This window comes from Rhizobium sp. NXC24 (assembly GCF_002944315.1).
Lineage (GTDB): Bacteria > Pseudomonadota > Alphaproteobacteria > Rhizobiales > Rhizobiaceae > Rhizobium.
Genome location: NZ_CP024311.1, coordinates 3,259,004 through 3,283,093, shown reverse-complemented (window position 1 = coordinate 3,283,093; position 24,090 = coordinate 3,259,004). Strand labels below are relative to the sequence as shown.

At 60.4% G+C, this 24,090-nt stretch carries 24 protein-coding genes; 6 read left to right on the top strand and 18 right to left on the bottom strand.

What is annotated here, in order from left to right:
- Positions 1–43: 43 nt before the first annotated feature.
- The 9 genes from NXC24_RS16210 to NXC24_RS16170 form a co-directional block, all read right to left on the bottom strand.
- Entirely contained in the window at positions 44–2,338 is a 2,295-nt protein-coding gene (locus tag NXC24_RS16210) for a cellulose synthase (protein WP_104824231.1), read from the bottom strand.
- Entirely contained in the window at positions 2,335–3,384 is a 1,050-nt protein-coding gene (locus NXC24_RS16205; protein WP_104824230.1) for a glycosyl hydrolase family 8, read from the bottom strand. The genes NXC24_RS16210 and NXC24_RS16205 overlap by 4 nt, the downstream gene beginning before the upstream one ends.
- The gene (locus NXC24_RS16200; protein ID WP_199773486.1) at positions 3,381–5,846 is read right to left on the bottom strand and encodes a cellulose biosynthesis cyclic di-GMP-binding regulatory protein BcsB; all 2,466 of its coding nucleotides are present in this window, start codon (positions 5,844–5,846) and stop codon (positions 3,381–3,383) included. The genes NXC24_RS16205 and NXC24_RS16200 overlap by 4 nt, the downstream gene beginning before the upstream one ends.
- Positions 5,846–8,035: a UDP-forming cellulose synthase catalytic subunit gene (gene bcsA, locus NXC24_RS16195; RefSeq protein WP_104824229.1), complete on the bottom strand. Its 2,190-nt coding sequence runs from the start codon at positions 8,033–8,035 to the stop codon at positions 5,846–5,848. The genes NXC24_RS16200 and bcsA overlap by 1 nt, the downstream gene beginning before the upstream one ends.
- A gap of 52 nt (positions 8,036–8,087) precedes the next feature.
- Positions 8,088–9,077 carry a cellulose biosynthesis protein BcsN gene (gene bcsN, locus NXC24_RS16190; RefSeq protein WP_104824228.1) on the bottom strand — a complete coding sequence of 330 codons (990 nt, stop codon included), beginning with the start codon at positions 9,075–9,077 and terminating at the stop codon, positions 8,088–8,090.
- 280 nt (positions 9,078–9,357) lie between these two features.
- A complete protein-coding gene (locus tag NXC24_RS16185) occupies positions 9,358–9,942 on the bottom strand; it encodes a hypothetical protein (protein WP_104824227.1) in 585 nt (194 codons plus the stop codon).
- 161 nt (positions 9,943–10,103) lie between these two features.
- Positions 10,104–10,364, bottom strand: a complete 261-nt coding sequence (locus tag NXC24_RS16180; RefSeq protein ID WP_104824226.1) for a DUF2312 domain-containing protein — start codon at positions 10,362–10,364, stop codon at positions 10,104–10,106.
- 99 nt (positions 10,365–10,463) lie between these two features.
- Positions 10,464–10,769, bottom strand: a complete 306-nt coding sequence (locus NXC24_RS16175; RefSeq protein ID WP_104824225.1) for a DUF1244 domain-containing protein — start codon at positions 10,767–10,769, stop codon at positions 10,464–10,466.
- Positions 10,770–10,832: 63 nt separating this feature from the next.
- On the bottom strand, positions 10,833–11,630 hold the full coding sequence (locus NXC24_RS16170; protein ID WP_104824224.1) for an N-formylglutamate amidohydrolase: 798 nt from the start codon (positions 11,628–11,630) through the stop codon (positions 10,833–10,835).
- Between the two features lie 206 nt (positions 11,631–11,836).
- Between NXC24_RS16170 and NXC24_RS16165 the strand changes: the two genes are divergently transcribed.
- The 5 genes from NXC24_RS16165 to NXC24_RS16145 all read left to right on the top strand — a co-directional run bounded on the left by NXC24_RS16165 (position 11,837) and on the right by NXC24_RS16145 (position 16,868).
- Positions 11,837–12,325 carry a DUF1036 domain-containing protein gene (locus NXC24_RS16165; protein ID WP_028752900.1) on the top strand — a complete coding sequence of 163 codons (489 nt, stop codon included), beginning with the start codon at positions 11,837–11,839 and terminating at the stop codon, positions 12,323–12,325.
- Positions 12,325–13,764, top strand: a complete 1,440-nt coding sequence (pyk, locus tag NXC24_RS16160) for a pyruvate kinase (RefSeq protein ID WP_104824223.1) — start codon at positions 12,325–12,327, stop codon at positions 13,762–13,764. Before NXC24_RS16165 ends, pyk begins: the two co-directional genes overlap by 1 nt.
- A 339-nt stretch (positions 13,765–14,103) precedes the next feature.
- The gene (locus tag NXC24_RS16155; protein ID WP_104824222.1) at positions 14,104–15,498 is read left to right on the top strand and encodes a selenium-binding family protein; all 1,395 of its coding nucleotides are present in this window, start codon (positions 14,104–14,106) and stop codon (positions 15,496–15,498) included.
- Positions 15,499–15,525: 27 nt separating this feature from the next.
- Complete coding sequence (locus tag NXC24_RS16150) at positions 15,526–16,155, top strand: hypothetical protein (protein WP_104824221.1); 630 nt, start codon at positions 15,526–15,528, stop codon at positions 16,153–16,155.
- 77 nt (positions 16,156–16,232) lie between these two features.
- Positions 16,233–16,868 carry a LysE family translocator gene (locus NXC24_RS16145; RefSeq protein ID WP_104825200.1) on the top strand — a complete coding sequence of 212 codons (636 nt, stop codon included), beginning with the start codon at positions 16,233–16,235 and terminating at the stop codon, positions 16,866–16,868.
- Positions 16,869–16,871: 3 nt separating this feature from the next.
- Here the strand turns inward: NXC24_RS16145 and NXC24_RS16140 are convergent, their stop codons facing one another.
- The 4 genes from NXC24_RS16140 to NXC24_RS16125 all read right to left on the bottom strand — a co-directional run bounded on the left by NXC24_RS16140 (position 16,872) and on the right by NXC24_RS16125 (position 19,298).
- The gene (locus tag NXC24_RS16140) at positions 16,872–17,843 is read right to left on the bottom strand and encodes a threonine/serine dehydratase (RefSeq protein ID WP_104824220.1); all 972 of its coding nucleotides are present in this window, start codon (positions 17,841–17,843) and stop codon (positions 16,872–16,874) included.
- Positions 17,844–17,932: 89 nt separating this feature from the next.
- Positions 17,933–18,505, bottom strand: coding sequence for a DUF4865 family protein (locus NXC24_RS16135; protein WP_104824219.1), 573 nt, complete (start codon positions 18,503–18,505; stop codon positions 17,933–17,935).
- Between the two features lie 2 nt (positions 18,506–18,507).
- Entirely contained in the window at positions 18,508–18,903 is a 396-nt protein-coding gene (locus NXC24_RS16130; protein WP_104824218.1) for a cupin domain-containing protein, read from the bottom strand.
- Positions 18,904–18,908: 5 nt separating this feature from the next.
- Positions 18,909–19,298 (bottom strand): tautomerase family protein, encoded by a 390-nt coding sequence (locus tag NXC24_RS16125; RefSeq protein WP_104824217.1) that lies wholly within the window; start codon positions 19,296–19,298, stop codon positions 18,909–18,911.
- 110 nt (positions 19,299–19,408) lie between these two features.
- Here NXC24_RS16125 and NXC24_RS16120 point away from each other — a divergent pair, with 110 nt between their 5' ends.
- Positions 19,409–20,350 carry a LysR substrate-binding domain-containing protein gene (locus NXC24_RS16120; protein WP_104824216.1) on the top strand — a complete coding sequence of 314 codons (942 nt, stop codon included), beginning with the start codon at positions 19,409–19,411 and terminating at the stop codon, positions 20,348–20,350.
- Here the strand turns inward: NXC24_RS16120 and NXC24_RS16115 are convergent.
- From NXC24_RS16115 to purE, 5 genes are all read right to left on the bottom strand, one after another.
- Positions 20,329–21,378: an alpha/beta hydrolase gene (locus tag NXC24_RS16115; RefSeq protein WP_104824215.1), complete on the bottom strand. Its 1,050-nt coding sequence runs from the start codon at positions 21,376–21,378 to the stop codon at positions 20,329–20,331. The genes NXC24_RS16120 and NXC24_RS16115 overlap by 22 nt on opposite strands.
- A gap of 137 nt (positions 21,379–21,515) precedes the next feature.
- Entirely contained in the window at positions 21,516–22,145 is a 630-nt protein-coding gene (locus NXC24_RS16110) for a hypothetical protein (protein WP_104824214.1), read from the bottom strand.
- 98 nt (positions 22,146–22,243) lie between these two features.
- Complete coding sequence (gene ykgO / locus NXC24_RS16105; RefSeq protein WP_003582204.1) at positions 22,244–22,369, bottom strand: type B 50S ribosomal protein L36; 126 nt, start codon at positions 22,367–22,369, stop codon at positions 22,244–22,246.
- A gap of 153 nt (positions 22,370–22,522) precedes the next feature.
- The gene (locus NXC24_RS16100; RefSeq protein WP_104824213.1) at positions 22,523–23,581 is read right to left on the bottom strand and encodes a 5-(carboxyamino)imidazole ribonucleotide synthase; all 1,059 of its coding nucleotides are present in this window, start codon (positions 23,579–23,581) and stop codon (positions 22,523–22,525) included.
- On the bottom strand, positions 23,578–24,072 hold the full coding sequence (purE, locus tag NXC24_RS16095; RefSeq protein WP_028752912.1) for a 5-(carboxyamino)imidazole ribonucleotide mutase: 495 nt from the start codon (positions 24,070–24,072) through the stop codon (positions 23,578–23,580). Before purE ends, NXC24_RS16100 begins: the two co-directional genes overlap by 4 nt.
- Positions 24,073–24,090: the final 18 nt, after the last annotated feature.

Below are 24,090 nucleotides of genomic sequence, written 5' to 3'. Positions count from 1 at the left end.
TGCTGAACCCCTCTATCGTTTGGCCAAACTTGTGCTGCCAAAATCAGTCTCCGGGCTTCGCATGCGTGGCGAGCCTCAGATCGTTAAGCCCGCGATTTCCGTCCTTGTTGCCGGTCGCAGCCACGGCGGTGAATATGCGCTCGGCATCGTCGTACATTTTGAGATTGAGATAGCAGTAGCCGCGCAGAACCATGAGATCGACGCGTTCCTGCTGCAGTTGCGCGCGTTGATCGAGATAGATCAGGGTTTCCTGATAGCGTTTGCCGGAAAATGCCGTAAGCGCGCGATCGGCGAGGATGGCAACCTGCAATTCGGCAGCACGCTGGCGGCTGAGAGGAGCCTTGGCTGCAGCAACAGCCGCATTGTTGGCGAGCCCCACGCGCAGATAGGCGAGGCTTTGCCCATAGGCCGCGTCTTCGCGCGCCTTGCCGGCGGGGCTATTCAACGCGACCTCGAAGGCTTCGATCGCCTCCATCGGGCGGTTGAGGTCCATGAGGCACCAGCCGCGGTTCAAAGCATCCGCCGGATCGAGGCGCTGGGCATTGATCGTCGCGGAGCAACCTCGCAGTCCGCGGGCGCCGCGGCGAACCGTCGTGACTTGTGTCTCAGGCCCGCTATATACCACGCGCGCTGTCGTGCGCTGGCGTGTGTTGACATTGGTTTCGGACGGCGCAGGGGTTGCGAGCGGCTGTGCGTTGGTTGGAGCAGCCCCCATTTGCGGCGTGGTTTGATTTGGTGAAGGCAGCGGTGCATAGCCTATGGGCGCTTGAGGCGTGACCTCGCCGAGCCTGGCGATGCGCTCCGAACGGCCCGCCCATAGCCGTTGAATTTCAGCGACACCCTGCCGGTCATTCAACTGATTGCGGGTGATGGCCAGGCCATAGGCGGACGGCTCATCGTCGGGTTTCCAGCGCAATGCGGTCTCGAACCAGCGTATCGCGGTTTGCGGTTGGTTCAGTGAACGCGCATACCAGCCGAATTCCTGTGCAGTCGGCACGTATTTTTGCTCGATGACTTCGGCGGCCATGCGGCTCAGCACGTCTTCGCTGAGATTGGCTGGCGGTTGCAGCGCCATCAGATTGGCTGTGGCCGCGAGATAGGTTGCTGTCGCATCCTTGGACTCGTTCCGCCATCTGTACATGACGTCTTCGGCTTCCTGCGGCTTATGATCGTCGATCAGGATCAAGGCCAATCCCTGCGATGCCGAAGCGGAATCATCCTTTGCGCGGGCCATGCGAAACCATTTTTCCGCTTCGCCATTGTTTTGGTGGCGCAGATGATACCAACCGAGCAGCAGGGCGTCGGACGCGAGACCCTGGGTCTCAGCCGCACGTTCCACTTGAGAAATATAGTCCGGCGCCACGGACAGTTTCGGATCATCATTGCCCTCGGCGACGAAGCGCCGCGCAAGGTCCGTGCGGATGCTGTCAAATTCCCGCCCGCCATTGCCGTCGGGTTTCTCCAGAGCAAGAAGATCCTGCATGGGCTGATAGGGCTGCAGTGCCGACGCCTTTTGAACGGTTGCGAGCCTCTCCTGAGGATTGACGCAATTCTTCAGGATGTAGACGTAAGCGTCCTGGCCGCGGGTAGACCTGTTGGTCTTGATGAAAGCCTCTGCGACACGCCATAAAATGTCGATGTCACTGCAAGTAAGCAGGCTTGGCGTGTTGGCGCCGATGTCGACCACGGTTGCATATTGTTTGAGATCGGAGGCGTTGACCAGACGCGCCCGCGCTTCGGCAACATCCAGACGTTCCAGCAAGTCGGCGGGCGGTTGCCAGCCGGTTTCCGCCGCCTGGCGATCCGCGATGGCCTTGCGCAGCTCGGCATAGCGCCCTTCGGAATAGAGCTGCCACATGGCTTCGAGCTGCTTGTCGCTGTTTTGCGGGATGGCCAGCGGATCGGCTGGCGGCACCCAATCCGGATAAAGCGCCTGAAGTCGGGAAATTTCTGCCTGAAGCCTCGCCTTGTCGCCGTGGCTTGCGAAATAGCGAAGTGCGCTTTCGTCGACTTTGGGCGGCGGTGTGGCTGATTGAGGCGTCGCTTGCGCAACGGCGTCCGGTGTGTCGGATGCCGCTTGGACAGGGGGCGAAGTATCGGACAGAACTGCGGAAGGTGCTGTCGCCTGGATACGATCGGAGACGGTTTTCATATCCAGCGGCGGGGAGTTGAAGGCCATATCGACCGGCTTGATGCTTCCGGTCTGGGAAACTTGGCTGTCCTGACGATTTTGCGCGGCCAGCCCCAATCCCTCTTCGAGGTTCCCACGGCCTTTCGTCGCGATGACCAATCCCGCCACCACGACTGCCGCCGAAACCGTAAGTAGGGAGGATTTCATAAACACTCCGGATGTTTCTCCTCAACGAAAGCCAGACCCAACAATTGAAGGGTCGACGGATAGTAGAGTGACGGCACGAATTGCCGAACCGAAGCGGGCAACTTCGCCCCGCTTGTTACACACGCCACAACATCGTTAACAATTCGATAACCGGGGTCCGTAAGTGGCTGTTTTGGCTTGCCAGTTTCCAGATCGATCGTGGCTGGTTCATCGCCTTCGACCGTCATGCCCGCCTGCAGCCGCGTCAACAGCGCCTTGTCGGAAATCCCCGCCCGCACAAGGTAAAGCGGGATGCGAATCGCATTGTAACCGAATTCGGCGTCGAAACCGTCAGCGGGTTTCGGCTTGGCGCGCAGGCTCACCCAGTCGGCCGGCAATTTTCGCGGTCCCAACTGTATCGACTGCAGCAGGGACAGGCCGTCGTCCGCAAGCTTTTGCCATTCGTCCGATGGTGCCAGCAAAGCCATGACGGGAATGGCCTCATAAACCCAGTAGGAGGGATTGACGACCGGCCCGTCATCGCGTTCCGAGGCCGCATAGCCTTTGATGCCCGGGAGAAGCAGTGTTCGTCCGCCTGCGTGGACCACGGCATGCGATAGAAGCGCCTGCGCTATCGTCGCTGCCGCCTCCAGATAGTCCTTCTTGTTCCATGCCGATCCCGCCAGCGCCAGGGCGTAAGCAATCAGTATGTCGCCGTCGGAGGCATTGTTCGTGTCCGTGACGTGTGGAGTGACGGCCGGGTCCCATTTCCAGGCGGCGAGACCATCGTCGCGCAGCAGCAGCTCGGTTCGCGTGAAATACCATATTTGCTCGAAATCGGCGGGACTGTTCGAAAGATAGGCAAGCAACAAGCCGTAGCCTTGTCCCTCGCTGTGGCTGATATTGTCGTTTCCGTTGTCGACGATGCGGCCGCTTGCATCGAGGAATTTCGCCTTGTAGGCGGCCCATGCCTGGGGATCGATTGCAGCGCGTTGCGCCGCAAGTGGCTGGCACATCGTCAAAAGAGCGACGCCGCCGGCAACGACCATGGTTTGCCAGCGCCTCATCCGCGCCTGCCGATCTTTGCGAGGATTCCGGACGTCGCGACGCCGAGCAGCAAGAAGAGGATGATAAGCAGGAATGCGTAGGACAGAATATTGGTCGAAAGCCAGTTCGCGGCAATCAGGCGGTAGTTGGTAAACGACCAGGGCTGAGTCATGACGAAGTCGAAGCGGCTGACGGGTACCGTGTCGACCTTTCCGGTCTTGCTGGAATAAACGGTGATATGACCGGCAATCTGCGGCCAATCGGCCTGGGATGTCATGGCTTCGACTCCGGCTCTCAAGTCCTTTGCCGAAGGCGCGGTGACGATCGTCCAAGAGGATTCGCCCGTGGCGCTCGCTCCCTGCGCAATCATGAAGCTGTTGAGATTCGAGGGCGTGAAGACACGCTCGGCACTGGGAATGAATTGTAGTGAACTGAGCGAGATATCAAAATTGCGGCGCATCCAATCCTGAAACAGCGAAATTTGGCGCTGCAATGCGCCGCCGCCGATTCTGGAGCGCCATTCGTCGAATGTGACAGTCGTTTCCGATTGGCCATTTTGCCCGGCTGTGGGGGGACGCCAGGATGCTTGGCTGGCCGTCGCGATATTCATCTGCGACAACGTCGTCGTCGGCATCTGCGAAATCGAGCCGACGAAGATCGCATCGCGGTTTCCAACGCCGCTCGGCGAGGCGATAAGATCCACATCGATTGGATGTCCTGCAACAACCGCCATTTGTCCCAGCAATGTTGCCGTTGCGGATACGGTGTCGGGATCGGCACGGTCGATGAAGAGGGCGACCGGCGCGAGACCACGATTGTAAGGATAGCTCGTGCCTGCCAGTGCTGCCAGATTCGGACGCTGGGCGACCCTGGCGAAATCCGGCATATGAAATTGGCTTGTATCGAACAGTGCGAAACGTGGCGTCGTGTTGGAGGTCGTGCCGGGCGCGCAGGCTTGGTCCTCGTTGGTCAGCAACATCGCTTCCAGCGTCACCGTATTGAGACCAGGTTTGAAATGGCGCATCGTCACGCGAATGGGCAGATGCCTGAAAATGCCGCCGCCTGTCGCAGTAATCGGCTTCGTCGTCGCGATGCTTCCATTGACATAAACGTCGACATGGCTTCCCGGCAGAACGTTCTTCGCATAGGCGGCGTCAAGAAGGATGGTCGCTTCGCCATAAGCATTGGCATAGAAGTCCGACGGGATTGCCACATTGAAGCTGGTGTGGAAGCGGCGGCCCGAAAATTCCGTCGTGTCGATGCCCAATTGCGAGAATGAGAGGCTCGTGTCCGAAAACAGGAATGGTGCATCCGGCGCGGTCCAGCGCTGGGTGACCAAGATATCCCTGCGGACGGTCGGATCTCTGTCGGTCGGCGAGACGATGGTATCGATGGCGCCGGAAACCGCCTGCCAGGACGGCCCGCTGACGAGAAGGATCGTCGAGCCCGTGCGCGGATCCTTGACGAAAGTTGCCAGTGCGGCGGTCTGTGCTGCCGCCGGTGCCGAAAACAAAGGCTGCAGCTCGGCGGGCGTCCCAACGAGCACCGTCATCTTTCCGGGACCGGGCGGAGGTAGCGTGTCCGTGCTGAAAGAGAAAGTCTCATTTGGCATTCCGCTCAGCAGCGAAAGGCCCTGGGCCAGCCGCATCAGCGGTTTTGTAGTGCCCGGTTGCGCCAGAGCCGGCACGACGAGGTTGAATTCGGTTTTGCCGGCACCATCGACACCGATTGCGCGGATTGCATCCGTGCTCGACAGTCTTTGTGCATCCTGTTCGCTAAAGCTTAGATAGGTCTTTGCCGGATCGATATCGGACCAAAGCTCGTAGGTTGATTGGATGTTGCAATCGGTGCGATGACGTTGTGTCGCTTCAAAGGTCACCAGATTGGCGCCCGGCTGCAGCAGACCGCGCGGGATGTCGAAACTTATCGAGGAGGCGCTATCCGGCGAGCCGATCTGCTGCTGGCCGATAGGGCGATTGTTGAGAAAGATGGTCAGTTGCGAAGCCTCGGGGGCAACGACGACCGCATTCTGATAGGCGAAATTGAACTTGGCCGGAGCGGCGGCCTGTTCGGGAGTGAGGAAAATCGACCACGATTTCCGATCATATTCGCCTTGCAGTCGGAAGTCTGTGAACGGCACGACATACCGCCGGAAATCAGCGGCCGCCGGCGTTGCTGCCGCCTGCTTCACCACCGGAACATTTTGCGCCGGTAGGACAGGCGCGACCTGTGGCGTGCTTGTTTTGGGTGCGGTCGCCTGCGGAGCCGCTACTTGCGGAACTGCCGCTTGCGGAGTGACCACCTTTGGACTCGTCACCTGCGGGGTGGTCGTTTGCGGTGCAGTGACCCGCGGCATCAATGTTTCCGGCATGATCGGCTTCGCACCCTTCGGCCGTTCACCGGACATGTCGAAAGGCGCCGTCTGAGCATGGGCGATCGTGGCGCCAAGCAGGAAAATCAGCGCTGAAAGGACGCTCTTCATCAATTGCTCGCCTTTACCCCTTGCTGCTCCGCCTCGCTTTCGGATCGCATGCTGCGGAAAAGATAAAGTAAACCGCGGCTTGTCTGATAAAGCGACAGACCCACAAACCATATGGTTCCGCGAATGATACCGGGATTGCGGCGGCGGGCCTGCTGGAACTGCGTCCATTGATCGGAGTTTGCAAACACCAGATCCGCGATCAGACGATGGTCCAGGGCACCTTTCGGAACATATTGGCAGCCGATTGTCGTTATCTCACCGGTTCGCTGGACGTTGCGGACGACAACCGGCAGCGTTTCCATCTCCGCGCCGCTATATGGCTGAAAGCGGAGGACCCCTTCCGCACCCACGACGATCGGATCAAGCTCCTTGTTGAAGACATTCAATCGCGCGCCGTGGACGGAAACGTCCTCGATCGAGGCGGAATTCCACCGGCCGTTGACGCCGAATTCGCTGCGACGATTGACCCTGACGCGGCGCGAGGACGACCGCTCGCCACGCTCTGAAACAACGCCAAGCGCACAACCGGACAGGACCAGGTTGATCATATTCCATCCGCCGACGACGAGCGTCACATCCGCTTTATAGGGTTCGGCATAGATGCGGTATATCGTTACCGCGACTGCGAGGATCTGCACAGCGAAAATCACGAAGAAGGGGCGGCTGATTTCGGAAAGACGGCTGGTAGAAATCGACTCATCCTTGGCCGTGACCTTGAACGTCGGTTTTCGCGGATTGAGCATGACCGAGATGACGGCGGGCAGCAAATGCACCGTCTGGACATATTCATAGAGCTCCGAAATCCACGGCCAGCGGAAGGAGCCGTAGAGATAGTTCTGCATCATGAGGTTCACGAGCATGTAGGCAAGCGTGTAGGCGAGGAATTCGCCGCCGGACGCCGTGAAGATCTCGAGATCGAAGAAAAGATAAAAGAGCGGCGCGAACAGGAAAATGGTGCGAGGAAAGGGAAAGAGCCAGAAAAGCGTGGACGACATGTAGCAAAGCCGTTGCGGCAACGAGAGGCCTCGCTTCAGCAGCGGGAAGCGGAAGCGCAGGATTTGCATCATGCCCTGAGCCCAGCGGCTGCGCTGGCCGATGAAGCTTGCAAACGTCGCGGGCTGCAGACCGGCAATCAGCGGCTTGTCGACATAGATGCTGTTCCAGCCGCTGCCATGAAGGGCCAATGCCGTTTCGCAGTCCTCGGTGATGCTGATGCCGCTGAAGCCCTTTTGCGATTCCAGTGCGGTGCGGCTCAATACAGCCGCCGAACCGCAGAAAAAGGCGGCATTCCACTTGTCCAGACCGCGCTGAATGATGCCGTAGAACATCTCGTTCTCACTCGGCATGTTGTCAAAAGTCTTAAGATTGCGCTCCAGCGGATCGGGATTGATGAAGAAATGCGGCGTTTGGACGAGAAAGAGCTTCGGATCGTCTTCGAAATAACCGACGGTTTCGAGCAAGAAATCGCGGGCCGGCGCATGGTCGGCATCGAAGACGGCGATCAGGTCGCCGCTCGAATGCTTCAAGCCGTTGTTGAGGTTGCCGGCCTTGGCGTGCTCATTGCGGTCGCGCGTCAGATATTCGACATCGAGATCGTCGCAAAGCTGCTTGAGTTCGTTGTGACGCGCAATTGCCGTCTGCGATTCCAAAAGTTTGGTGGAATTGCGCTTCTGTAAAGTGCCGCCGTCGTCGAGCAGCCAAACCTTGAGTTTGTCGGCCGGATAATCCATCGCCTTGGCGGAGGCGAGTGTGTTGGCGAGAAGCTTTGTGTCCTCATTGTAGGACGGAACGAAAACGTCGACGGATGGAAATTGCTGTACCTTCGATGCGCGGGCGGTGCGTGGAGGCAGGGGCGTCGCAACGATGAAAAGGCTGAGCATCAGCATGGCGACGTTGTACATTTCTGCAAGATAGAGCAGCAGGCCAGGGATGAAATTTTCCGGCTGATTGACGGGTGGCAGGGTGTTGGTCGTGCGCCAATAGACATAGCGCAGCACGATCGACGTACCGAAAGCGAGCGCAATCAGCCGCCAGGTTCCCTGAGCCTTGAGGATCTTGATGATCGCCATGATGGCAACGACAGCGGTGCTCGCGATGAGCTGAGTCTGCAGGTTGACCGGCAATGTGATCAGGACGATCCCGCATAGCGAAACCACCATCCACATCAAGATGCTTCGCGCTGTTTGCATCGATGTCCCTTCAATGGCGCTGAGCCGCACGCGTGTCGGCGCTCTAGGTTGTTTATCTCCGGCAGGCCGCGGTCGCGGCCGCGTCGCCGATACAGTCTGGGGATGGTACGATTGTACCGTTGGTTCCCATCGTTCTGGGCTGAACCTGTGCCGGTATCTGCGCCGGCGCGGTCGTGACGCCTGTCTGGGGCATGCTGCCTTGCGGATCGGGCAATGGTACGCGAGGACCGACTGCTTGAGGCGGAGCCACAGTGACGGCTTGCGGCTGGACCGTGACCTGGCGACGGACGACGGCGGGACGAACGGCAACAGGGCGGGCTTCATAGCCGCTGGTGATCGCACCGTTTCGGTAGCCGCCCGCATCCGGGTAAATCGGATCGCCAGGATGGCCGAGCAAAGCATCGGCTCCTCGCGGGGCACCATAGGGGTTCAAGGTCTCGCCTTCGAAGCCGCCGGCGATCGTGTAGCCGTAAACGGTGCTTAGGAGCTGCCGCTCGTTTGCCTGCGCATCGCAGAGCCGGAGCCTGACCTGAACCATGCTGAAATTACGCTGCTCCACCGGCGGGGAATGACCGGCACGGATTTGCTGCCAGGCATAAATGCAGGTATCGCCCGCCCGGCTCTGGCCAGAAGCATAACCGAAGGGGCCGTAGCTGTTCTGCACGAAGTTTGCGGAGCGAGCGAGGCGAACGCCGGGTATCGTCGCAGCCATCTCGCGCGAGATCGCGCCTTCGCTGATCATTTGATAAGGCGTGCTGCCAAGTCCCGGGTTCGAGCCGGACGCGCCGAGAAACTGCACTTTGAGAAAGTTCTGACCGGCAACCGACGATGTCGTGGAGAGCGATATCGTTTGCTCTACATCGTCTTTATGCTTGCGCTCGACCACGCTGACGATGGCAGGGCCGCCGGGCGGCGGGAATGCCAAAGCTTTTTCATTAGGCACGGTTTCCGCATCAGCCGATTGCCGCACTCCGCCCGTTGTCGTGCAACTGGTCGCTACAACGGCCAATGTTACGAGGGCTATTATTCTGACTAAGTGCATCTTTGATCGCGGCAATCATTTGTCGTTATATTCACGGGCAAATTACGCGATGAATTTTGAAATCAAGCCCCTGAGTTCAATATTTAGGTTAAGCGCAATTATGGTTAATTATCAATTAACAATGAAAGGATTGGTCAAATCTTAGGGCGGAAACGACGGTTTTCCGTTATTTCGGCGCGCTCGCCGCACTGCTGCATAAGATGATCGAGGCCACATCGCTTTCGCGGTCGCGACCGAGCAACCGTCGTCGTGAGGATTGTCCTGGCACTTGGCCGTAATATCATCGCAGAGGGTCCACCACGACCCTCAACGCTGACTCGCTCTTCCGATATGCTCCCAGCGAGGCAGCCCCGACGTTGGCAATGAAGTCTTCGCCACCGTCCACGATCGACGCCATGATCGTCCTGCGTGGCTCAACGACGACTTCGGAAACGTCGTAGTCGGAGTCATCAGAGGGCTCGGCGTACGAAACCTTGCTAGGAGACGCGACCAGGGGATCACGGGTTTCGCATTCGGGGAGGCACGATTCAAAAGTGCGTGTCGCATCGTACCGTTTCGAAGTTGCTTTCGTCGCAACTTCGGAGGACGTCCTGATGATGGTGGGGATCGGAAGGTTTGCCGGCGTTGACGCTACCGTTGCCGTGGAGACGTCCGATTGCGTCTGCTGCGGAAGTGATGCGAGGAGATCGTCCTTTGCAGGCCGGCTGTTTTGCGTGTCGGCAGCGAAGACGGTTGCTACTTGCGGCAAAGGGCGGGACGCTTCTATGTCTCCCCCGCCGATCCACCAGGACACACCCAATCCTGCACCGGCGAAGGCCAGATACAGAATCTTACTCTCGATGAACCTCGAAATTGATACAGCCATCTCTCGAACTCTTTCTCACCGTTGAAACCGGTCTGAGAAGAACCCCAAATCAGGGCGCAATTTTCGCCCAATGATGACGGGAAAGCGGCTGATTGTTCAAAAATATTTCGGCGGAAGCAGCGGAATGAACGCGCTCCTCGCGCTTCCATTCCGCCGAAAGCTTATTCCATTCCGAGCGCGGCCATGTAGGTCTGAAGGATGGATTCTTCCTCGAGGCGCTCATTGGCGTCCTTTTTGCGCAGGCGGATGATCGTCTTCATCGCCTTCGTGTCGTAGCCCCGGCCTTTCGCTTCCCCGAACACGTCCTTGATGTCGTCGGCGATCGTCTGCTTTTCTTCTTCCAGTCGCTCGATGCGCTCGATGAACTGGCGGAGTTCCGCCGCCGCTACGTTGATATCGCCGGTCGTGGCCACTTCTTCCATGTGTCATATCCTCTCTTGCTGCCTTGAGGCCTGAATTCGATGGGCCGTTGACCTGCCGTGAATGGAGCGCGAGGTCAAGCCGTCTCGATGAACGTCGCCCTATTCCTTCGGCCTGTTCTGCTCAAAAGCGGCTTTTTGCACAGCGGAAGCCTCCGTCTGGTGCAGATTTTTCCAGTCCTCGTAAGGCATGCCGTAGACCATTTCGCGCGATTCGTCCTTGGTCACCGGCAGGCCCGCTTCCTCTGCCGCCTCGCGATACCAGTTGGACAGGCAGTTGCGGCAGAAACCGGCAAGATTCATCAGGTCGATGTTCTGCACGTCGCTCCGCTCGCGCAGATGCGCGACAAGGCGACGGAAGGCGGCTGCCTCCAGTTCGGTCTGCTGTTCCTTGGTGAGCTCAGTCATCTCTGTTTCCTCACGTCATTTTTCCGGCACGATTTCGTCCGAGGCCGCTTTGCTTGTTTGGCGTCAAGCCTCGTCATACGGGCCGGTACGCGACGGATAGCGCTTATATTCGTGTAGCGCCGGGTCGTCGTTCATCGCCGCAAAGATCGGCGCCAGCCGCGCGGCCCACTCGCTGATGCCCGCCTCATCACCGATCAAATCCTGGCGGACTTCGAGCAGCGCGTGTGCGATGCCCTTGGCCATGCAGTGGCGGTACATGGTGTCGTTCCTCAGCGCCCCGTCATAGGGTTCGTTGTCGCCTATAACGAGATTGGTGTCGGCGCTGAGCTTTGCAAGAAGCGGCAGCACGGCGCGATCGTCGCTGTCCCAGAGCACGCTTGCATGCCAAGGGCGAGGGACGCCCTTCCAGGCCGGTGTGAAGGAATGCAGCGACAGCACCAGCGGCGCCTTGCCCGTCGCGTCGGCGACCGATGTGATCGTCTCATCCACGGCGCGGTGATAGGGGCGGTGGAAGGCCTCGATGCGGTAGTTCCACTCTTCCTCGGTGATCGGATGATTGCCTGGGATGATCGCCCCGTCGGAGATTTTCATGATCAGGGTCGGGTCGTCTTCGCCGCGGTTCGGGTCGATCAGCAGGCGGGAAAAGCCGCCCAGCACGGCGGGCACGCCGAGCCGCGCCGAAAGTTGGCGGCAAAGCCCCTCGATGCCGATGTCATAGGCGATATGCCGCGAAAAGGCAGTTTCGGGCAGGCCTAGCCGGCCATAGCGTTCGGGGAGGTGCCGCATCGCATGATCGCCGAGGATGACCATGCCTTTGTCACGATTGCCGGTTATGATTTCGAAAGATTTGAAGTCATTCATGTGGATTGTCGATTATCGCATTTTTCAGCCCGTTGTTTGATTGCATGCGCGGGCAGAAGGTGCAAGGCTCGGCCTCTTGATCGGGCGAGAGCGAGGCCGCAGGGCACTGCTACCATCCCGTGAAGAAAATATAATCGATTAGAGTTGCGTTGACATTCGTGGGATGGCAGCGCAAGAAGACGCAACAACGAATAACCGGGAGCCCATTGGAAGCCGTGTCCAGCCAAGTCGCGCCAAGTTTCGTTACGCGGTCAGGGCCGCTTGCCCGATTCGCATTTTTCATCCTTGCCGCCGCCGCGCCATTTTTCTTCATGCCAAATGCAGCCCATGCCGATTTCCGCGTCTGCAACGGTACGCAGAATCTCGTGGGTGTGGCGATCGGCTATCGTGCGAAGGAAGGCTGGGTGACCGAGGGATGGTGGCAGGTTCCGGCCACCACCTGCGCGACTTTGATCGAAGGGCCGCTTCAATCCCGCTATTATTACCTCTACGCAGAAGATGCAGCTCGCGGCGGCCGCTGGACGGGCGATATCGAAATGTGCGTGGCGGAAAATGAATTCAAAATCCCAGGCGTGAAGGATTGCTACGCGCGCGGTTACCAGAAAATGGGATTCAAGGAATACGACACGGGGCGTCAGGCGAGTTGGATGGTTCAGCTCTCCGATACCCCGGGCAGCCAAGAAAGCCAGAATTGATGAAACGCAACCGAAAAGTCAAAATCCTAGCGACGCTCGGCCCAGCTTCCTCCGAAGAGGAGATGATTCAGAAGCTGCATGAGGCCGGTGCCGACCTCTTCCGCATCAACATGAGCCATGCCAGCCATGACCTGATGCGCACGCTCATCCAGCGTATCCGCGCCGTCGAGGCCCGCTGTGGCCGTCCGATCGGCATTCTCGCCGACTTGCAGGGTCCCAAGCTGCGTGTCGGTAAGTTTGCCCAGGGCAAGGTCGATCTCAAGCCCGGCCAGACCTTCACGCTCGACAACAACGATACGCCCGGCGACAATACCCGCGTGTTCCTGCCGCATCCGGAAATCCTGGAGTCGGTTCAGCCCGGTCACCGGCTGTTGATCGACGACGGCAAGCTCGCGCTTCGCGCTGAAAAGTGCGACGGCAAGAGCATTGTCACGACCGTCATTTCCGGTACGAAGATTTCCGACCGCAAAGGCGTCAGCCTGCCGGATACGCTGCTTGGCGTCGGCGCGCTGACCGACAAGGATCGCACCGACCTTGACGCCGTTCTCGCCACCAACGAAGTCGACTGGGTTGCGCTCTCCTTCATCCAGCGTCCGGAAGACCTGTCCGAAGTCCGCAAGATTTCGCGCGGCCGCGTCGGCCTGATGTCGAAGATCGAGAAGCCGCAAGCTGTCGAGCGCATCGAGGAAATCATCGAGCTTTCCGACGCGCTCATGGTCGCCCGCGGCGATCTTGGTGTCGAAATGCCACTCGAAGCGGTTCCCGGCATCCAGAAGCAATTGATCCGCGCCTGCCGCCGTTCCGGTAAGCCGGTGGTCGTCGCCACGCAGATGCTGGAATCGATGATCTCGGCGCCGGTTCCGACCCGTGCCGAAGTCTCCGACGTCGCCACCGCCGTCTTCGAAGGCGCTGACGCCGTCATGCTGTCGGCCGAATCCGCTTCGGGCGACTATCCGGTCGAGGCCGTATCGACAATGGCTTCGATCGCCAGCACCATCGAGCGCGAGCCGCACTATCCGGGCATTATCTACGCTCAGCGCGCGCAGCCGGAAGCAACTGGCGCCGACGCTATCTCGCTCGCTGCCCGTCAGATCGCCGAGACGCTGAAGCTTGCCGCCATCGTCTGCTACACCTCGTCGGGCACGACCGGTCTGCGCGCTTCGCGCGAGCGCCCGCAGGTTCCGATCCTGGCGCTGTCGCCGATCATCCAGACGGCTCGCCGTCTGTCGGTGGTTTGGGGTATGCACTGTGTCGTCACGCATGACGCCACGGACCTCGACGATATGGTCAACAATGCCTGCCGCATCGTCGCCGAGGAAGGCTTCGGCAAGCCCGGCGACCGCATCATCATCTCCGCCGGCGTGCCGCTCGGCACTCCCGGTGCGACCAACATGCTCCGCATCGCCTATATAGGCTCTGACGGCCAATCAGGCGTCTGATTGCCGGTATTTACAAGTATCGAAGCCCGCTGCCTGAGAAGGCGGCGGGCTTTTGCGTTATGGGAAAGGCCAGGGCCTTCGCGCCAACCTTCATCTTGAAAAGATAACCGGTCGCTGTGGTGAGAATGGCGGCGAAAAAGGCTGCCCAAACCCGCCTTTATCTGAGATAATCGCGCGGGGAGGATTGCCTCTGCTGCATGTTCAGCGGAGAGGACAGTCGCAAATCAGTATCCCATTGAAGCATTTGATCCTGCCCCGTCCGCAGCGATGAGCCTGCTGTCGGCAAGCATCTAGCGAACATCTTCACTGTTCAGCAATCGCGAGCCAGGAGCACTTCACATGGTAACGTGGAAACCCGATCCGAGCTTTTATCCGTCACCGCGCATGGCCATGAAGGCGGCGCCGGAGACGCTTGCCTATGTCGTTGCCTTCGATCCGACGCGAGCGGTTCCCGACGAGCTCGCGGTCGTCGATGTCGATCCCAATTCAGCCTCTTACGGTCAGATCGTCACCTCCGTCGCGATGCCCAATGTCGGTGACGAGTTGCATCATTTCGGCTGGAATGCCTGCTCGTCCTGCCTTTGCCCGAATGCGCCGCATCCGCATGCGGAGCGCCGTTATCTGGTCGTGCCGGGATTGAGGTCTTCGCGCATCCACATCATCGATACCAAGCCCGATGGCCGCAAACCATCGATCGTCAAGGTCATCGAGCCCGGCGAAGTCGCCGAGCGCGCCGGATATTCCCGGCCCCACACCATTCACTGCGGACCGGAAGGGATCTATGTCGCCGCTCTTGGCAATGCCGAGGGGAAGGGACCGGGCGGGGTGTTCCTCATGGATCACGAGACCTTCGAGGTGCGCGGCCAATGGGAAATGGATCGCGGACCGCAGCAGCTTTCCTATGATGTCTGGTGGCACCTTGGTCACGATACGCTCGTCACCAGCGAGTGGGGTACGCCGGATACATTCGAAAATGGCCTGATTCCGGAAGTCCTGCTCGGCGCAAAATATGGCCGCCGTCTGCATTTCTGGGATCTGCACAAGCGCAAGCATCTGCAGACGATCGATTTCGGAGACAAGTATCAGCTCGTATTCGAACTCAGACCCGCGCATGACCCGACCAAGGCCTATGGTTTCGTCAACTGCGTTCTCAGTCTTGAGGACCTCTCCTCCTCGATATGGGTCTGGCATCGCGACGGCGAGAAGTGGGCGGTGACGAAGGTGATCGACATTCCAGCGGAGCCTGCCGATCCGGAGCAGTTACCGCCGATGCTCAAGGGTTTCGGTGCCGTGCCGCCGCTCGTTACCGACATCGATCTTTCGATGGATGACAGATTTCTCTACGTCTCCTGCTGGGGGACCGGCGATCTGCATCAGTATGATGTCTCCGATCCCTTCAAGCCGAAGCTGACGGGGAAGGTCAGGATCGGCGGCATCGTTTCGCGCGCGTCGCACCCGAAAGCGAAGAATGGCGCGCTGAATGGCGGCCCGCAAATGGTCGAGATCAGCCGCGATGGTCGCCGCGTCTATTTCACCAACTCGCTCTATGGCGCGATCGACGAGCAGTTCTATCCCGATGGCCTTTCCGGCTGGATGGTAAAGCTCGACGCGGGCGCGGACGGCGGCATTGCCTTCGACGAGAAATTCTTCGTCGAGTGGCCGAAATCGCATCGTCCGCACCAGGTCCGCTTGCAGGGTGGGGATTGCTCGTCGGATTCCTATTGCTATCCGTGAGCATAGGTCAGCCGGACGAGGCGCCCCATGAACGAACTCTGGCCCTGGATGCTGCTGGCGGGATTGGGCGCCTTTCATGGCCTCAACCCCGCGATGGGATGGTTGTTTGCCGTGGCGCTTGGCGTTCATCGGCAGAGTTCCGCAGCCGTGGTCAAGGCGGTGCCCGCCATTGCCCTTGGCCACGCCGTATCCATCGCGCTTGTTGCCGGAGCGGTGGTCGCTGTCGGTCTTTTTGTGGATCAGGGCGCCGTACGCACGGTCACGGGGCTGGGTCTCATCGCATGGGCTATCTGGCATCACTTTTATGGATACCGGCACCGCGTTCGCATCGGCATGCGTACTGGGCTTACGGGCCTCGTGCTCTGGTCGTTTTTGATGGCGACGGCCCACGGCGCCGGGCTCATGCTCCTGCCGGCCTTGATGCCGCTCTGCCTTGCGGGGTCACCATTGCATGACATCGGCGGGGATGCGTCCGCGGCGATGACGATTGCGGCCGTCGGTGTCCACACCCTTGCGATGTTAGTGGTCACAAGCCTCGTTGCCCTCGCGGTCTATCGCTGGGTCGGGCTCGAAATATTGCGCAGCGCCTGGATCAATGTGGATCTCGTATGGACGCTGGTTCTGCTTGGCACCGGTACTGTGCTGTTGGTCGTCTAGAGGTTGTGGAGATCCATCCCCATGCTTGCAAAGCGCAGCGGTGCATGCAAGTTTCCGACAGTCATGGGGAGGAAATCATGCACACTGCCACGCTGCTTGCCTTTGCCACTGTCTCCTTCATCGGCATCGCGACGCCGGGGCCGACCGTGCTCCTGGCATTGACCAACGGCTCGCGCTACGGCGTGCGCCGCGCCCTGGCGGGCATGGTCGGCGCCGTGCTGTCGGATTTCGTGCTGATCGGCGCGGTTGCCATCGGGCTCGGCGCGTTGCTGGCCGCCTCGGAATTCTGGTTTTCAGTGCTGAAATGGGCGGGTGCTGCCTATCTTGCCTTTCTCGGCATCATGATGCTGCGCTCCAAGGGAACGATCGACGGCATGCTCAAGGCCAGTGCCGGGCAGGCGAAAGGGACGATGCTGTCCATTGGAATGAAGAGCTTCATGGTCGCGGTGACCAATCCCAAGGGTTATCTGTTCTTCTCGGCCTTTTTGCCGCAGTTCATCGATCCTGCCGCACCGCAAATGCCGCAATATGCCATCCTCGCGGTGCTTTTCGCTTCGCTCGATTTCGCGATCATGTTCGGATACGCCGCTTTCGGCTCGCAAGCCGTGCGTTTCCTCAAGACGGAAGGTACGAAATGGCTGGAACGCGCCTGCGGTGGCGCGCTCCTCGCCTTGGCCGGCTCGCTGGCGCTTTATCGTCGCGCGACGAATTGACGGTTAGTGGCGGCGCAGCGCCGTTTCGAAGACATCGGTATCGACATTGCCGCCGGAGGTGACCGCAATGACCGTGTCGCCGTCGATCTCATTGCCATGGAAAAGGGCGGCCGCCAGCGCAACGGCGCCACCAGGCTCGACCACGATCTTGAGGCGCGTGAAGGCGAGTGCCATGGCGTCCAGCGCTTCCTCGTCGGTCACGACAAGGCCGGGGCCGCAGAGGCGCTTCAGGATCGGAAAAGTAATATTGCCAGGCTGTGGAGTGATGATGGCGTCGCAGATCGAGCCCTGCAGAGCGGCGTTGCGTTCGATTTTGCCGGAGGCAAGAGAGCGGGTGGTGTCGTCAAAGTCCTTGGGTTCGCAGGGGCGGGCCTTGAAGCCGGGCGCGCGGGCTTCCAGTGCCAGTGCAATGCCCGAGGTGAGGCCACCACCGCCGCAGGGGGCGAGCACAGTCGCGGCATCGATGCCCTCTTCGGCTGCCTGTTCGGCGATTTCCAGCCCTGTCGTTCCCTGGCCGGCGATCACCAGCGGCTCGTCGAAGGGCTTGATCAGGGTGAGGCCGCGCTCCTTGGAGAGCCGCGCACCGATCTCGTCGCGATCCTCCTTGATGCGATCGTAGAGTACGACCTCGGCGCCCAAGGCGCGGGTATTGGCGATCTTCAGCTTCGGTGCGTCCGTCGGCATGACGATGACGGCAGGGATGCCATGCAGTTGCGCGGCAAGCGCCACACCTTGGGCGTGATTGCCGGAGGAGAAGGCGATGACGCCCTTGGCACGTAGGGAGCGTTCCAGCCCGGAAACCGCCGACCAGCCGCCACGAAACTTGAAGGAACCGGTATGCTGCAGGCATTCCGCTTTCACGAACAGCCGCCGCCCGGCGATCTCATCCAGGAATGGGGAGGAGAGAAGGGGAGTGCGTCGCGCGCGACCGTCGAGGCGATCGCGAGCGGCTTCAATCATTGCAATATCGACCATGGAGGGAACACTCTTCTGCTGCGGAAAGGCCGTTCATCAATAAGACGCCGTGGTTCTCTTTAAAACAACGACTTTGTCCCGGTGACACTTCAACCGGCATCCGACAAAGAAAGGTGGCCGACATCGTAGATCTGGACACCAGGCCTCAAAACGTCTTTTGGCAGATCGGCAAGCAGACGGAAACGCACCTGCGTCCAACCGGTCGGCTCGAAGGCGGCGACGGAAGCAAGCGCTTCGCCGCGCGCGACCTCGCCAGCGGCTGCATCGCTTTCGCGCTGACGAATCTCGGCAAGCGGTGCGTAGGGCTCCATCTGAACGATCTCGCGGATGGCGAACCGGGCGTCGCGAATATCTGGCGAAATTGCAGTGTGCCAGACGACCCAGGTCTTCACCTGCGGCCAGCCGAAACTTTCCGTCACCCCGGCAAAACCAGGACCGCAGATGAAATTGCTCAAGCCCTCATCCTTTTCCCAGACATAGAAGGGCGAATAGAGGTTCTCGCGACTTCCTGTCCTGGCATCGCTTTTCCGGGCCGTGAGATAGGCCTTGAACTTCAGACCGGGAAAATTGTCGAGCATAGGCCCCTTGTCGTGGATGCGGCGATCGATAATCGCCATGTCATAGTCGGCAGGCAGGGTGAAGCTGTATTGCATGGCAATCATAGTCAATCCTCCAGCCAGGTCACGGCGGCGCCGTTCTGTGCGGCCTGAATGCTGATATAGGCGAAGGTGCTGTCCAGCGTTGCGCCATGTCTGTGACGCTCGCCGGGTGCGAAGGTGATGCAGTCGCCGGCGCGCAGTTCCTCAGTCGGTTCGTCGTTACGTTGGGCAAGGCCGACACCCGACAGGACGTAGAGAATCTGGCCATGTGGATGGGTGTGCCAACGGGTCATGATGCCGGGTTCCAGCGTGCAGCGCATGGCAGTGAGCCCACCATCCTTGTTGTTTTCGACCAACATTTCGACCCAGAAGGGCGCATTGGCGATGCCCTCTGGCGAATGCTGCGTGGCGGTTCCGGCGCGATGGATCGGAAATGGCTGTCGAATGCTTGTCTGGTTCATCGTCGTCAGGCCTGTTCGATCATCTGCGCGATGCCGTCTGCGAAGGACCAGTCCTCGCGCGTCGTCGTGATGATGTTGATCATGATATCTTCGGGCCGAATGCCCGGCGCATCCGCAAGCAGGGTGACGAGGCGGCGATAGAAGGCCTTCTTGACTTCGGTCGAGCGCGGTTTGCCGATGGTGATCTGGAAGAAAACGTAATTGTCCGAGCGCGGGCCGCCGAGATAGGTGCGGTCGAAGATCAGCTCGTTCGGCTCCAACTGATGGATTTCCTGAAAGCGATCCGTGGGCGGCACATCGAACGTTTCGACCATGGCGCGGTGGAAATTATCCGAGAGCGTCTGCAGATATTCCGGCGACTTGCCGCGGAGAAGGGAAATGCGGGTGAACGGCATGGGAAGCTCCTGTCATCTGTCCACTTGACGGGGCCACAATGCCACGGGATAATCATTCGGAAAATCAGATAATATTGGATCGATAGTCCCAAAAATGTGAATAGTTGATCATGCGGAAAGTTATCTTCGATCTCGACGTTCTGCGCAGCTTCGTGACAGGCATGGAACTTGGCAGCTTCGCCAAGGCGGCGGATCGGCTCGGGCGTTCGACGTCTGCGATCAGCGCGCAGCTCAAGAAACTGGAGGAACAGGCGGGCACGCCGATCTTCCGCAAGGCTGGGCGCGGGCTGGCGCTGACGGAAGCCGGCGAAACCATGCTCGCCTATGCGCGGCGGTTGCTGGATCTCAACGACGAGGCGGCGACTGCGCTTCAAGGCGCGGATCTGGAGGGATGGGTGCGGCTCGGCCTGCAGGAGGACTTCGGCGAGACACTCTTGCCGGAGGTGCTCGGCCGCTTTGCGCGCGCGCATCCGAAGGTGCGGATCGAGGCGCGTGTGGTGCGCAATGCCGAGCTGGTCGAGCGCGTGACCTCCGGCAAGCTCGATCTGGCCCTTGCCTGGAGCGACGGGTTTCGCACTGCCCATACCGATCGGATCGCGGAGGTTCCGATGTGCTGGGTCGGGCCGGCGCATGGTGCCACCCATTGGCGTGCCGATAGCGGCGAACCGCTGCCGCTCGCGTCATTGGAAGCTCCCTGCCTGCTGCGGTCGATCGCGACCAAGGTGCTGGACCATGCAGGCATCGGCTGGCGCATTTCCTTCGTCAGCCCCAGCCTTGGCGGGCTCTGGGCTGCAACGGCCGCTGGGTTGGGCCTGACGGTGCGTACGCCGTTGGGTTTGCCGGACAAAGTGCGGCTTATGGCGCCAGGCGAAGCCGGTCTCCCGCCGCTGCCGAAGCTCGATCTGGTCCTGCATCGCGCCGAAGCGGAAGCGAACCCGGCGACGGAGCGGCTGGCGTCGATCATGCTGCAAGCCGTGCGGCAAACGGTGGACGCGACGCCACAGGGGCGGGTGTTTGTCGATGCGCCGGACTACGAACTCGTGACCGCCTGAGCGGCGGCGGCTTCGCTCGGCAGCACGGTCTTCAGGCGGGCGAGGCGGGCTTCCGCCTCCTGAGCGAAAGCCTGGAGATCGCGTGACTGGCCGGCGAGGTGCTCCATCGCGGCGATGGCCACGTCGGTCGCGAGATAGTCCGGCTTGTGGCCGAGATGGCGGATGGTGATGAGCTCGGCGCCCGCAATGTCGCGCGCAAGGCCTCGCGAATGCAGCTCTTCCATGACGATATCGTCACTATCGCCGGTGATGATGACGGTCGGCGCCGTGATCTCGCGGTAGCGTGGTGCTTGGGCGGAAACATAGGCGAGGAGATTGGCAACGTCGGCTGCGTTGTTGCGAAAGGCCCTTGGCCGCAACACCAGCTCCGGCGCGGTCTTCGCTATGTAATCGGCAGGCCGCTGATTGGGGCGGAAGACGCCGAGCGTACCGCTTTCGACACGGTGCAGGCCGAGCGGGATCACCAGCAGATGGGCAAAGAGCCAGCCGAAGACGGGAAAGGCGGCAAGCGTATAATACCAGTCGATTCCGCCCGGCCACGGGTGGGTCGCCGGTGCTAGGAAGAGCAGGCCAGCCGTCTTGTCGGGATGGCGCATGCCGAAGGCGGCGGCGATGGCGCCGCCGAAGGAATGGCCGACGATGATGGCGTTTTCGATGCCGCGTTTCTCCATCAATCTGGCGATCGCGTCGGCCTGGCCGGAGGGCAGGGCATTTTCCGGGCCGCCGCGCTCGGAATAGCCATGGCCGGGCCGATCAACGAAGAGCATTTCCGCCCGACCCGCGAGCGGGCCGGCAAAGGCCTCGAATTGGTCGCGCAGATTGCCGCTGGCGCCATGGATGAAGACCAGCGGTGGCAGATCGGCCGTGGCCGGGCGCGGCAAGTGCAGGGCGTTCATGCGGAATTCGCCGATATCGGTCAGCTCGCCGATATTGGGATAGGCCTGCTCGATCGCGCGTGTCTTATACGCCGAGAAACCGGCTGCGGCGGCAAGAAGCAGGACAAGAGCACAAAATAGAACATCGATCATTGCAGTATGAAGTAGAGAATTGGACCACCAGCCTATCCGACGTTCATGACCTCTCGTCCGCCGTAGGCCTGCCCGTTGTTGTAAAACCCCAGACCATGCCGCTTACAGGTGGAATCACCAGCAAGCAGACAGATGCTCTAGGTGCGGCTGCCGGCGATTTTTTCAGAGAGGGTATTAAACTGGTCCTGGGCGGCGCGATTCGCTGGATAGATCTCAAGGAAGCGCTCCCAGGCCTTCAACGTCAGCTCGTCATTGCCGGTTTCGCTTAGGATCGCGGCCATGCCGGCAAGCGCGCCGAAGTGGCGCGGCTCTATCCGCAGCACCTGATTGATGTCTTCCATTGATTTGCGATAGTCGCCGATGGCGTAATTCAGCGTCGCGCGGCGATTCCAGCCCTCGACATAGTCCGGCTTCAGCGAGATCACCTGGTCAAGGAAATCCATGGCAGCGGCATTGCGCTTTTCCTGGATGGCCTTATCGGCCCACTGCATCAGGAGATTGATGGTGGCGCTGCCGGAATCGCTCCATTCCATGCGAATCTGGTCGGCGATGAGGCTCGCCTGGTCGGGATTGCGCTGGCGCTTCAACGCCGTGAAGAGATTATCGATCTGCTGCTTCGACGACAGGCTGCCGGACGCGGCGTTCGGATCTTTTTTCTCAACGATATTAGAATCATCCGCCATAGCGACATGCGGTGCGGCGGCGGTCAGAGCGAGGAGAATCGGCAAGGCCAGATATGACAAAGCAAAAATGCGCATGGCGGGCATAGTAGCCCGCCAATGTCGAAGATCAAAATAATTTTGATGTGATCATCTCAAGCGACCGCGAACGGTCCGCCTGGCCCAGGGCCAGGCGCCACGCACAATCAGCCCTGACGAGCCTTGTAGCGCGGGTTCAGCTTGTTGATGATGTAAATGCGGCCCTTGCGGCGGACCAGACGGTTGTCACGGTGACGCGCCTTGAGCGACTTGAGCGAATTCTTGATCTTCATTTTTCTGATCCGCGATGTTTGAGGGGGAATGTCACATTCGCCCGGTATCTTTAACAATCAAAAGCGCGCTCGGGGCGCGCTCTTTAGGGTGGGCAGCAAATACCCTGTCGCCTGGGCCCTGTCAACCATGTCAGGGGTTTTTTCCCAGGGCTGTTAGCGGCGAAGCTGCGTGACGTGGCCCATCTTGCGGCCGGGACGCGACTCCGTCTTGCCGTAGAGATGCACCAGCACGTCATCCTGGCTCAGCCAATCGGGAACCGAAAGGATATCGTCGCCGATCAGATTCTGCATCACGCAGTCGGAATGACGCGCCGGATTGCCGAGGGGCAGGCCGGCGACGGCGCGGATATGCTGCTCGAATTGCGAGACGACGCAGGCAGCTTCCGTCCAGTGGCCGGAATTGTGCACGCGCGGGGCCATTTCGTTGGCAATCAAGCTACCGTCGGCAAGCGCGAAGAACTCGATGCCGATGACGCCGACATAGCCGAGCGCGGTCAAAATCTTCTCCGCCGCCACGCGTGCCGCCCCCGCCGTCTCCGCGGAGATGCTGGCGGGAAGGGTGGAGGTGTGGAGAATGCCGTTGCGATGGATATTTTCCGCCGGATCGTAGCAGGCGACGCTGCCGTCCAGGCCGCGGGCGGCAATGATGGAAATCTCCCGCTCGAACGCCACGAAGCTTTCGAGAATCAGCGGCACGCTACCGAGCGCGGCATAGCCGCCTTCGGCGCTGTCGGCGGACGAGCGATAGACGCGCTGCCCCTTTCCGTCGTAGCCGAGACGGCGAGTCTTGAGCACGCCCTGGCCGCCGAAGTCGGCAAGCGCCGTTTCGAGATCGGCCTGGCTGTCGACGGCATGGAAGCGGGCGGTCGGAATGCCGCAATCGTTGATGAAGCGCTTTTCGGTCAGCCTGTCCTGCGCCATCTCCAGCGCCTTCGGCGGCGGGTAGACGGCAATATCCTTGGCAAGCCTTTCGGCGGCGGCGACCGGCACGTTTTCGAATTCATAGGTGACGACGTCGCAGCGCTTCGCCAGTTCGGCAAGCGCAATGGGATCGTCATAGGCGGCCACGATCTGGTCGTCCGCCACCTGCACGGCCGGGCAATCGGCTTGCGGCTCCAGGATGATCGTGCGGAAGTTCAAACGAGCCGCCGCCATGGCCAGCATGCGGCCGAGCTGGCCGCCGCCGATGATGCCGATCGTTTTCTCGGTCATAGGTCGTCCATCGGATACTCAGCAACGGCAGCGCTCTGCCGGGCGCGCCATTCGTCCAGCCGCTCGGCGATATCCTCGTCGCCAAGCGCCAGGACGGCGGCGGCGAGAAGGGCGGCATTGATCGCGCCGGCCTTGCCGATCGCCAATGTGCCGACGGGAATGCCTGCAGGCATCTGCACGATGGAAAGAAGACTGTCCTGGCCGGACAAGGCGCGGGACTGCACCGGTACACCAAAGACCGGCAGCGGCGTCATCGAGGCGGCCATGCCCGGAAGATGGGCGGCGCCACCGGCACCCGCGATGATGACTTTAAAGCCCTCGTCGCGTGCGCCCTTGGCGAAGCTCACCAGCCGGTCCGGCGTGCGATGTGCGGAGATGATGCGCGCGTCATAGGTGATTTCCAGCGCTTCCAACGTGTCAGCGGCGTTCTTCATGGTTTCCCAGTCGGACTGGCTACCCATGATGATGGCGACGGGCGGTCTTTCTGTCATCATCGTCGCGTCTGCTCC

Excerpts from the sequence above, each read along its gene's own strand:
- NXC24_RS16205 (WP_104824230.1), bottom strand. The coding sequence starts at position 3,384 with ATGAGGCGCTGGCAAACCATGGTCGTTGCCGGCGGCGTCGCTCTTTTG.
- NXC24_RS16145 (WP_104825200.1), top strand. The coding sequence starts at position 16,233 with ATGCACACTGCCACGCTGCTTGCCTTTGCCACTGTCTCCTTCATCGGC.
- NXC24_RS16140 (WP_104824220.1), bottom strand. The coding sequence starts at position 17,843 with ATGGTCGATATTGCAATGATTGAAGCCGCTCGCGATCGCCTCGACGGT.
- ykgO (WP_003582204.1), bottom strand. The coding sequence starts at position 22,369 with ATGAAGATCAAGAATTCGCTCAAGTCGCTCAAGGCGCGTCACCGTGAC.
- pyk (WP_104824223.1), top strand. The coding sequence starts at position 12,325 with ATGAAACGCAACCGAAAAGTCAAAATCCTAGCGACGCTCGGCCCAGCT.
- NXC24_RS16155 (WP_104824222.1), top strand. The coding sequence starts at position 14,104 with ATGGTAACGTGGAAACCCGATCCGAGCTTTTATCCGTCACCGCGCATG.
- NXC24_RS16150 (WP_104824221.1), top strand. The coding sequence starts at position 15,526 with ATGAACGAACTCTGGCCCTGGATGCTGCTGGCGGGATTGGGCGCCTTT.
- NXC24_RS16125 (WP_104824217.1), bottom strand. The coding sequence starts at position 19,298 with ATGCCGTTCACCCGCATTTCCCTTCTCCGCGGCAAGTCGCCGGAATAT.
- NXC24_RS16170 (WP_104824224.1), bottom strand. The coding sequence starts at position 11,630 with ATGAATGACTTCAAATCTTTCGAAATCATAACCGGCAATCGTGACAAA.
- NXC24_RS16100 (WP_104824213.1), bottom strand. The coding sequence starts at position 23,581 with ATGACCGAGAAAACGATCGGCATCATCGGCGGCGGCCAGCTCGGCCGC.
- NXC24_RS16185 (WP_104824227.1), bottom strand. The coding sequence starts at position 9,942 with ATGGCTGTATCAATTTCGAGGTTCATCGAGAGTAAGATTCTGTATCTG.
- NXC24_RS16175 (WP_104824225.1), bottom strand. The coding sequence starts at position 10,769 with ATGACTGAGCTCACCAAGGAACAGCAGACCGAACTGGAGGCAGCCGCC.
- NXC24_RS16115 (WP_104824215.1), bottom strand. The coding sequence starts at position 21,378 with ATGATCGATGTTCTATTTTGTGCTCTTGTCCTGCTTCTTGCCGCCGCA.
- purE (WP_028752912.1), bottom strand. The coding sequence starts at position 24,072 with ATGACAGAAAGACCGCCCGTCGCCATCATCATGGGTAGCCAGTCCGAC.
- bcsA (WP_104824229.1), bottom strand. The coding sequence starts at position 8,035 with ATGCAAACAGCGCGAAGCATCTTGATGTGGATGGTGGTTTCGCTATGC.
- NXC24_RS16120 (WP_104824216.1), top strand. The coding sequence starts at position 19,409 with ATGCGGAAAGTTATCTTCGATCTCGACGTTCTGCGCAGCTTCGTGACA.
- NXC24_RS16200 (WP_199773486.1), bottom strand. The coding sequence starts at position 5,846 with ATGAAGAGCGTCCTTTCAGCGCTGATTTTCCTGCTTGGCGCCACGATC.
- NXC24_RS16130 (WP_104824218.1), bottom strand. The coding sequence starts at position 18,903 with ATGAACCAGACAAGCATTCGACAGCCATTTCCGATCCATCGCGCCGGA.
- NXC24_RS16180 (WP_104824226.1), bottom strand. The coding sequence starts at position 10,364 with ATGGAAGAAGTGGCCACGACCGGCGATATCAACGTAGCGGCGGCGGAA.
- NXC24_RS16110 (WP_104824214.1), bottom strand. The coding sequence starts at position 22,145 with ATGCCCGCCATGCGCATTTTTGCTTTGTCATATCTGGCCTTGCCGATT.
- NXC24_RS16135 (WP_104824219.1), bottom strand. The coding sequence starts at position 18,505 with ATGATTGCCATGCAATACAGCTTCACCCTGCCTGCCGACTATGACATG.
- bcsN (WP_104824228.1), bottom strand. The coding sequence starts at position 9,077 with ATGCACTTAGTCAGAATAATAGCCCTCGTAACATTGGCCGTTGTAGCG.
- NXC24_RS16210 (WP_104824231.1), bottom strand. The coding sequence starts at position 2,338 with ATGAAATCCTCCCTACTTACGGTTTCGGCGGCAGTCGTGGTGGCGGGA.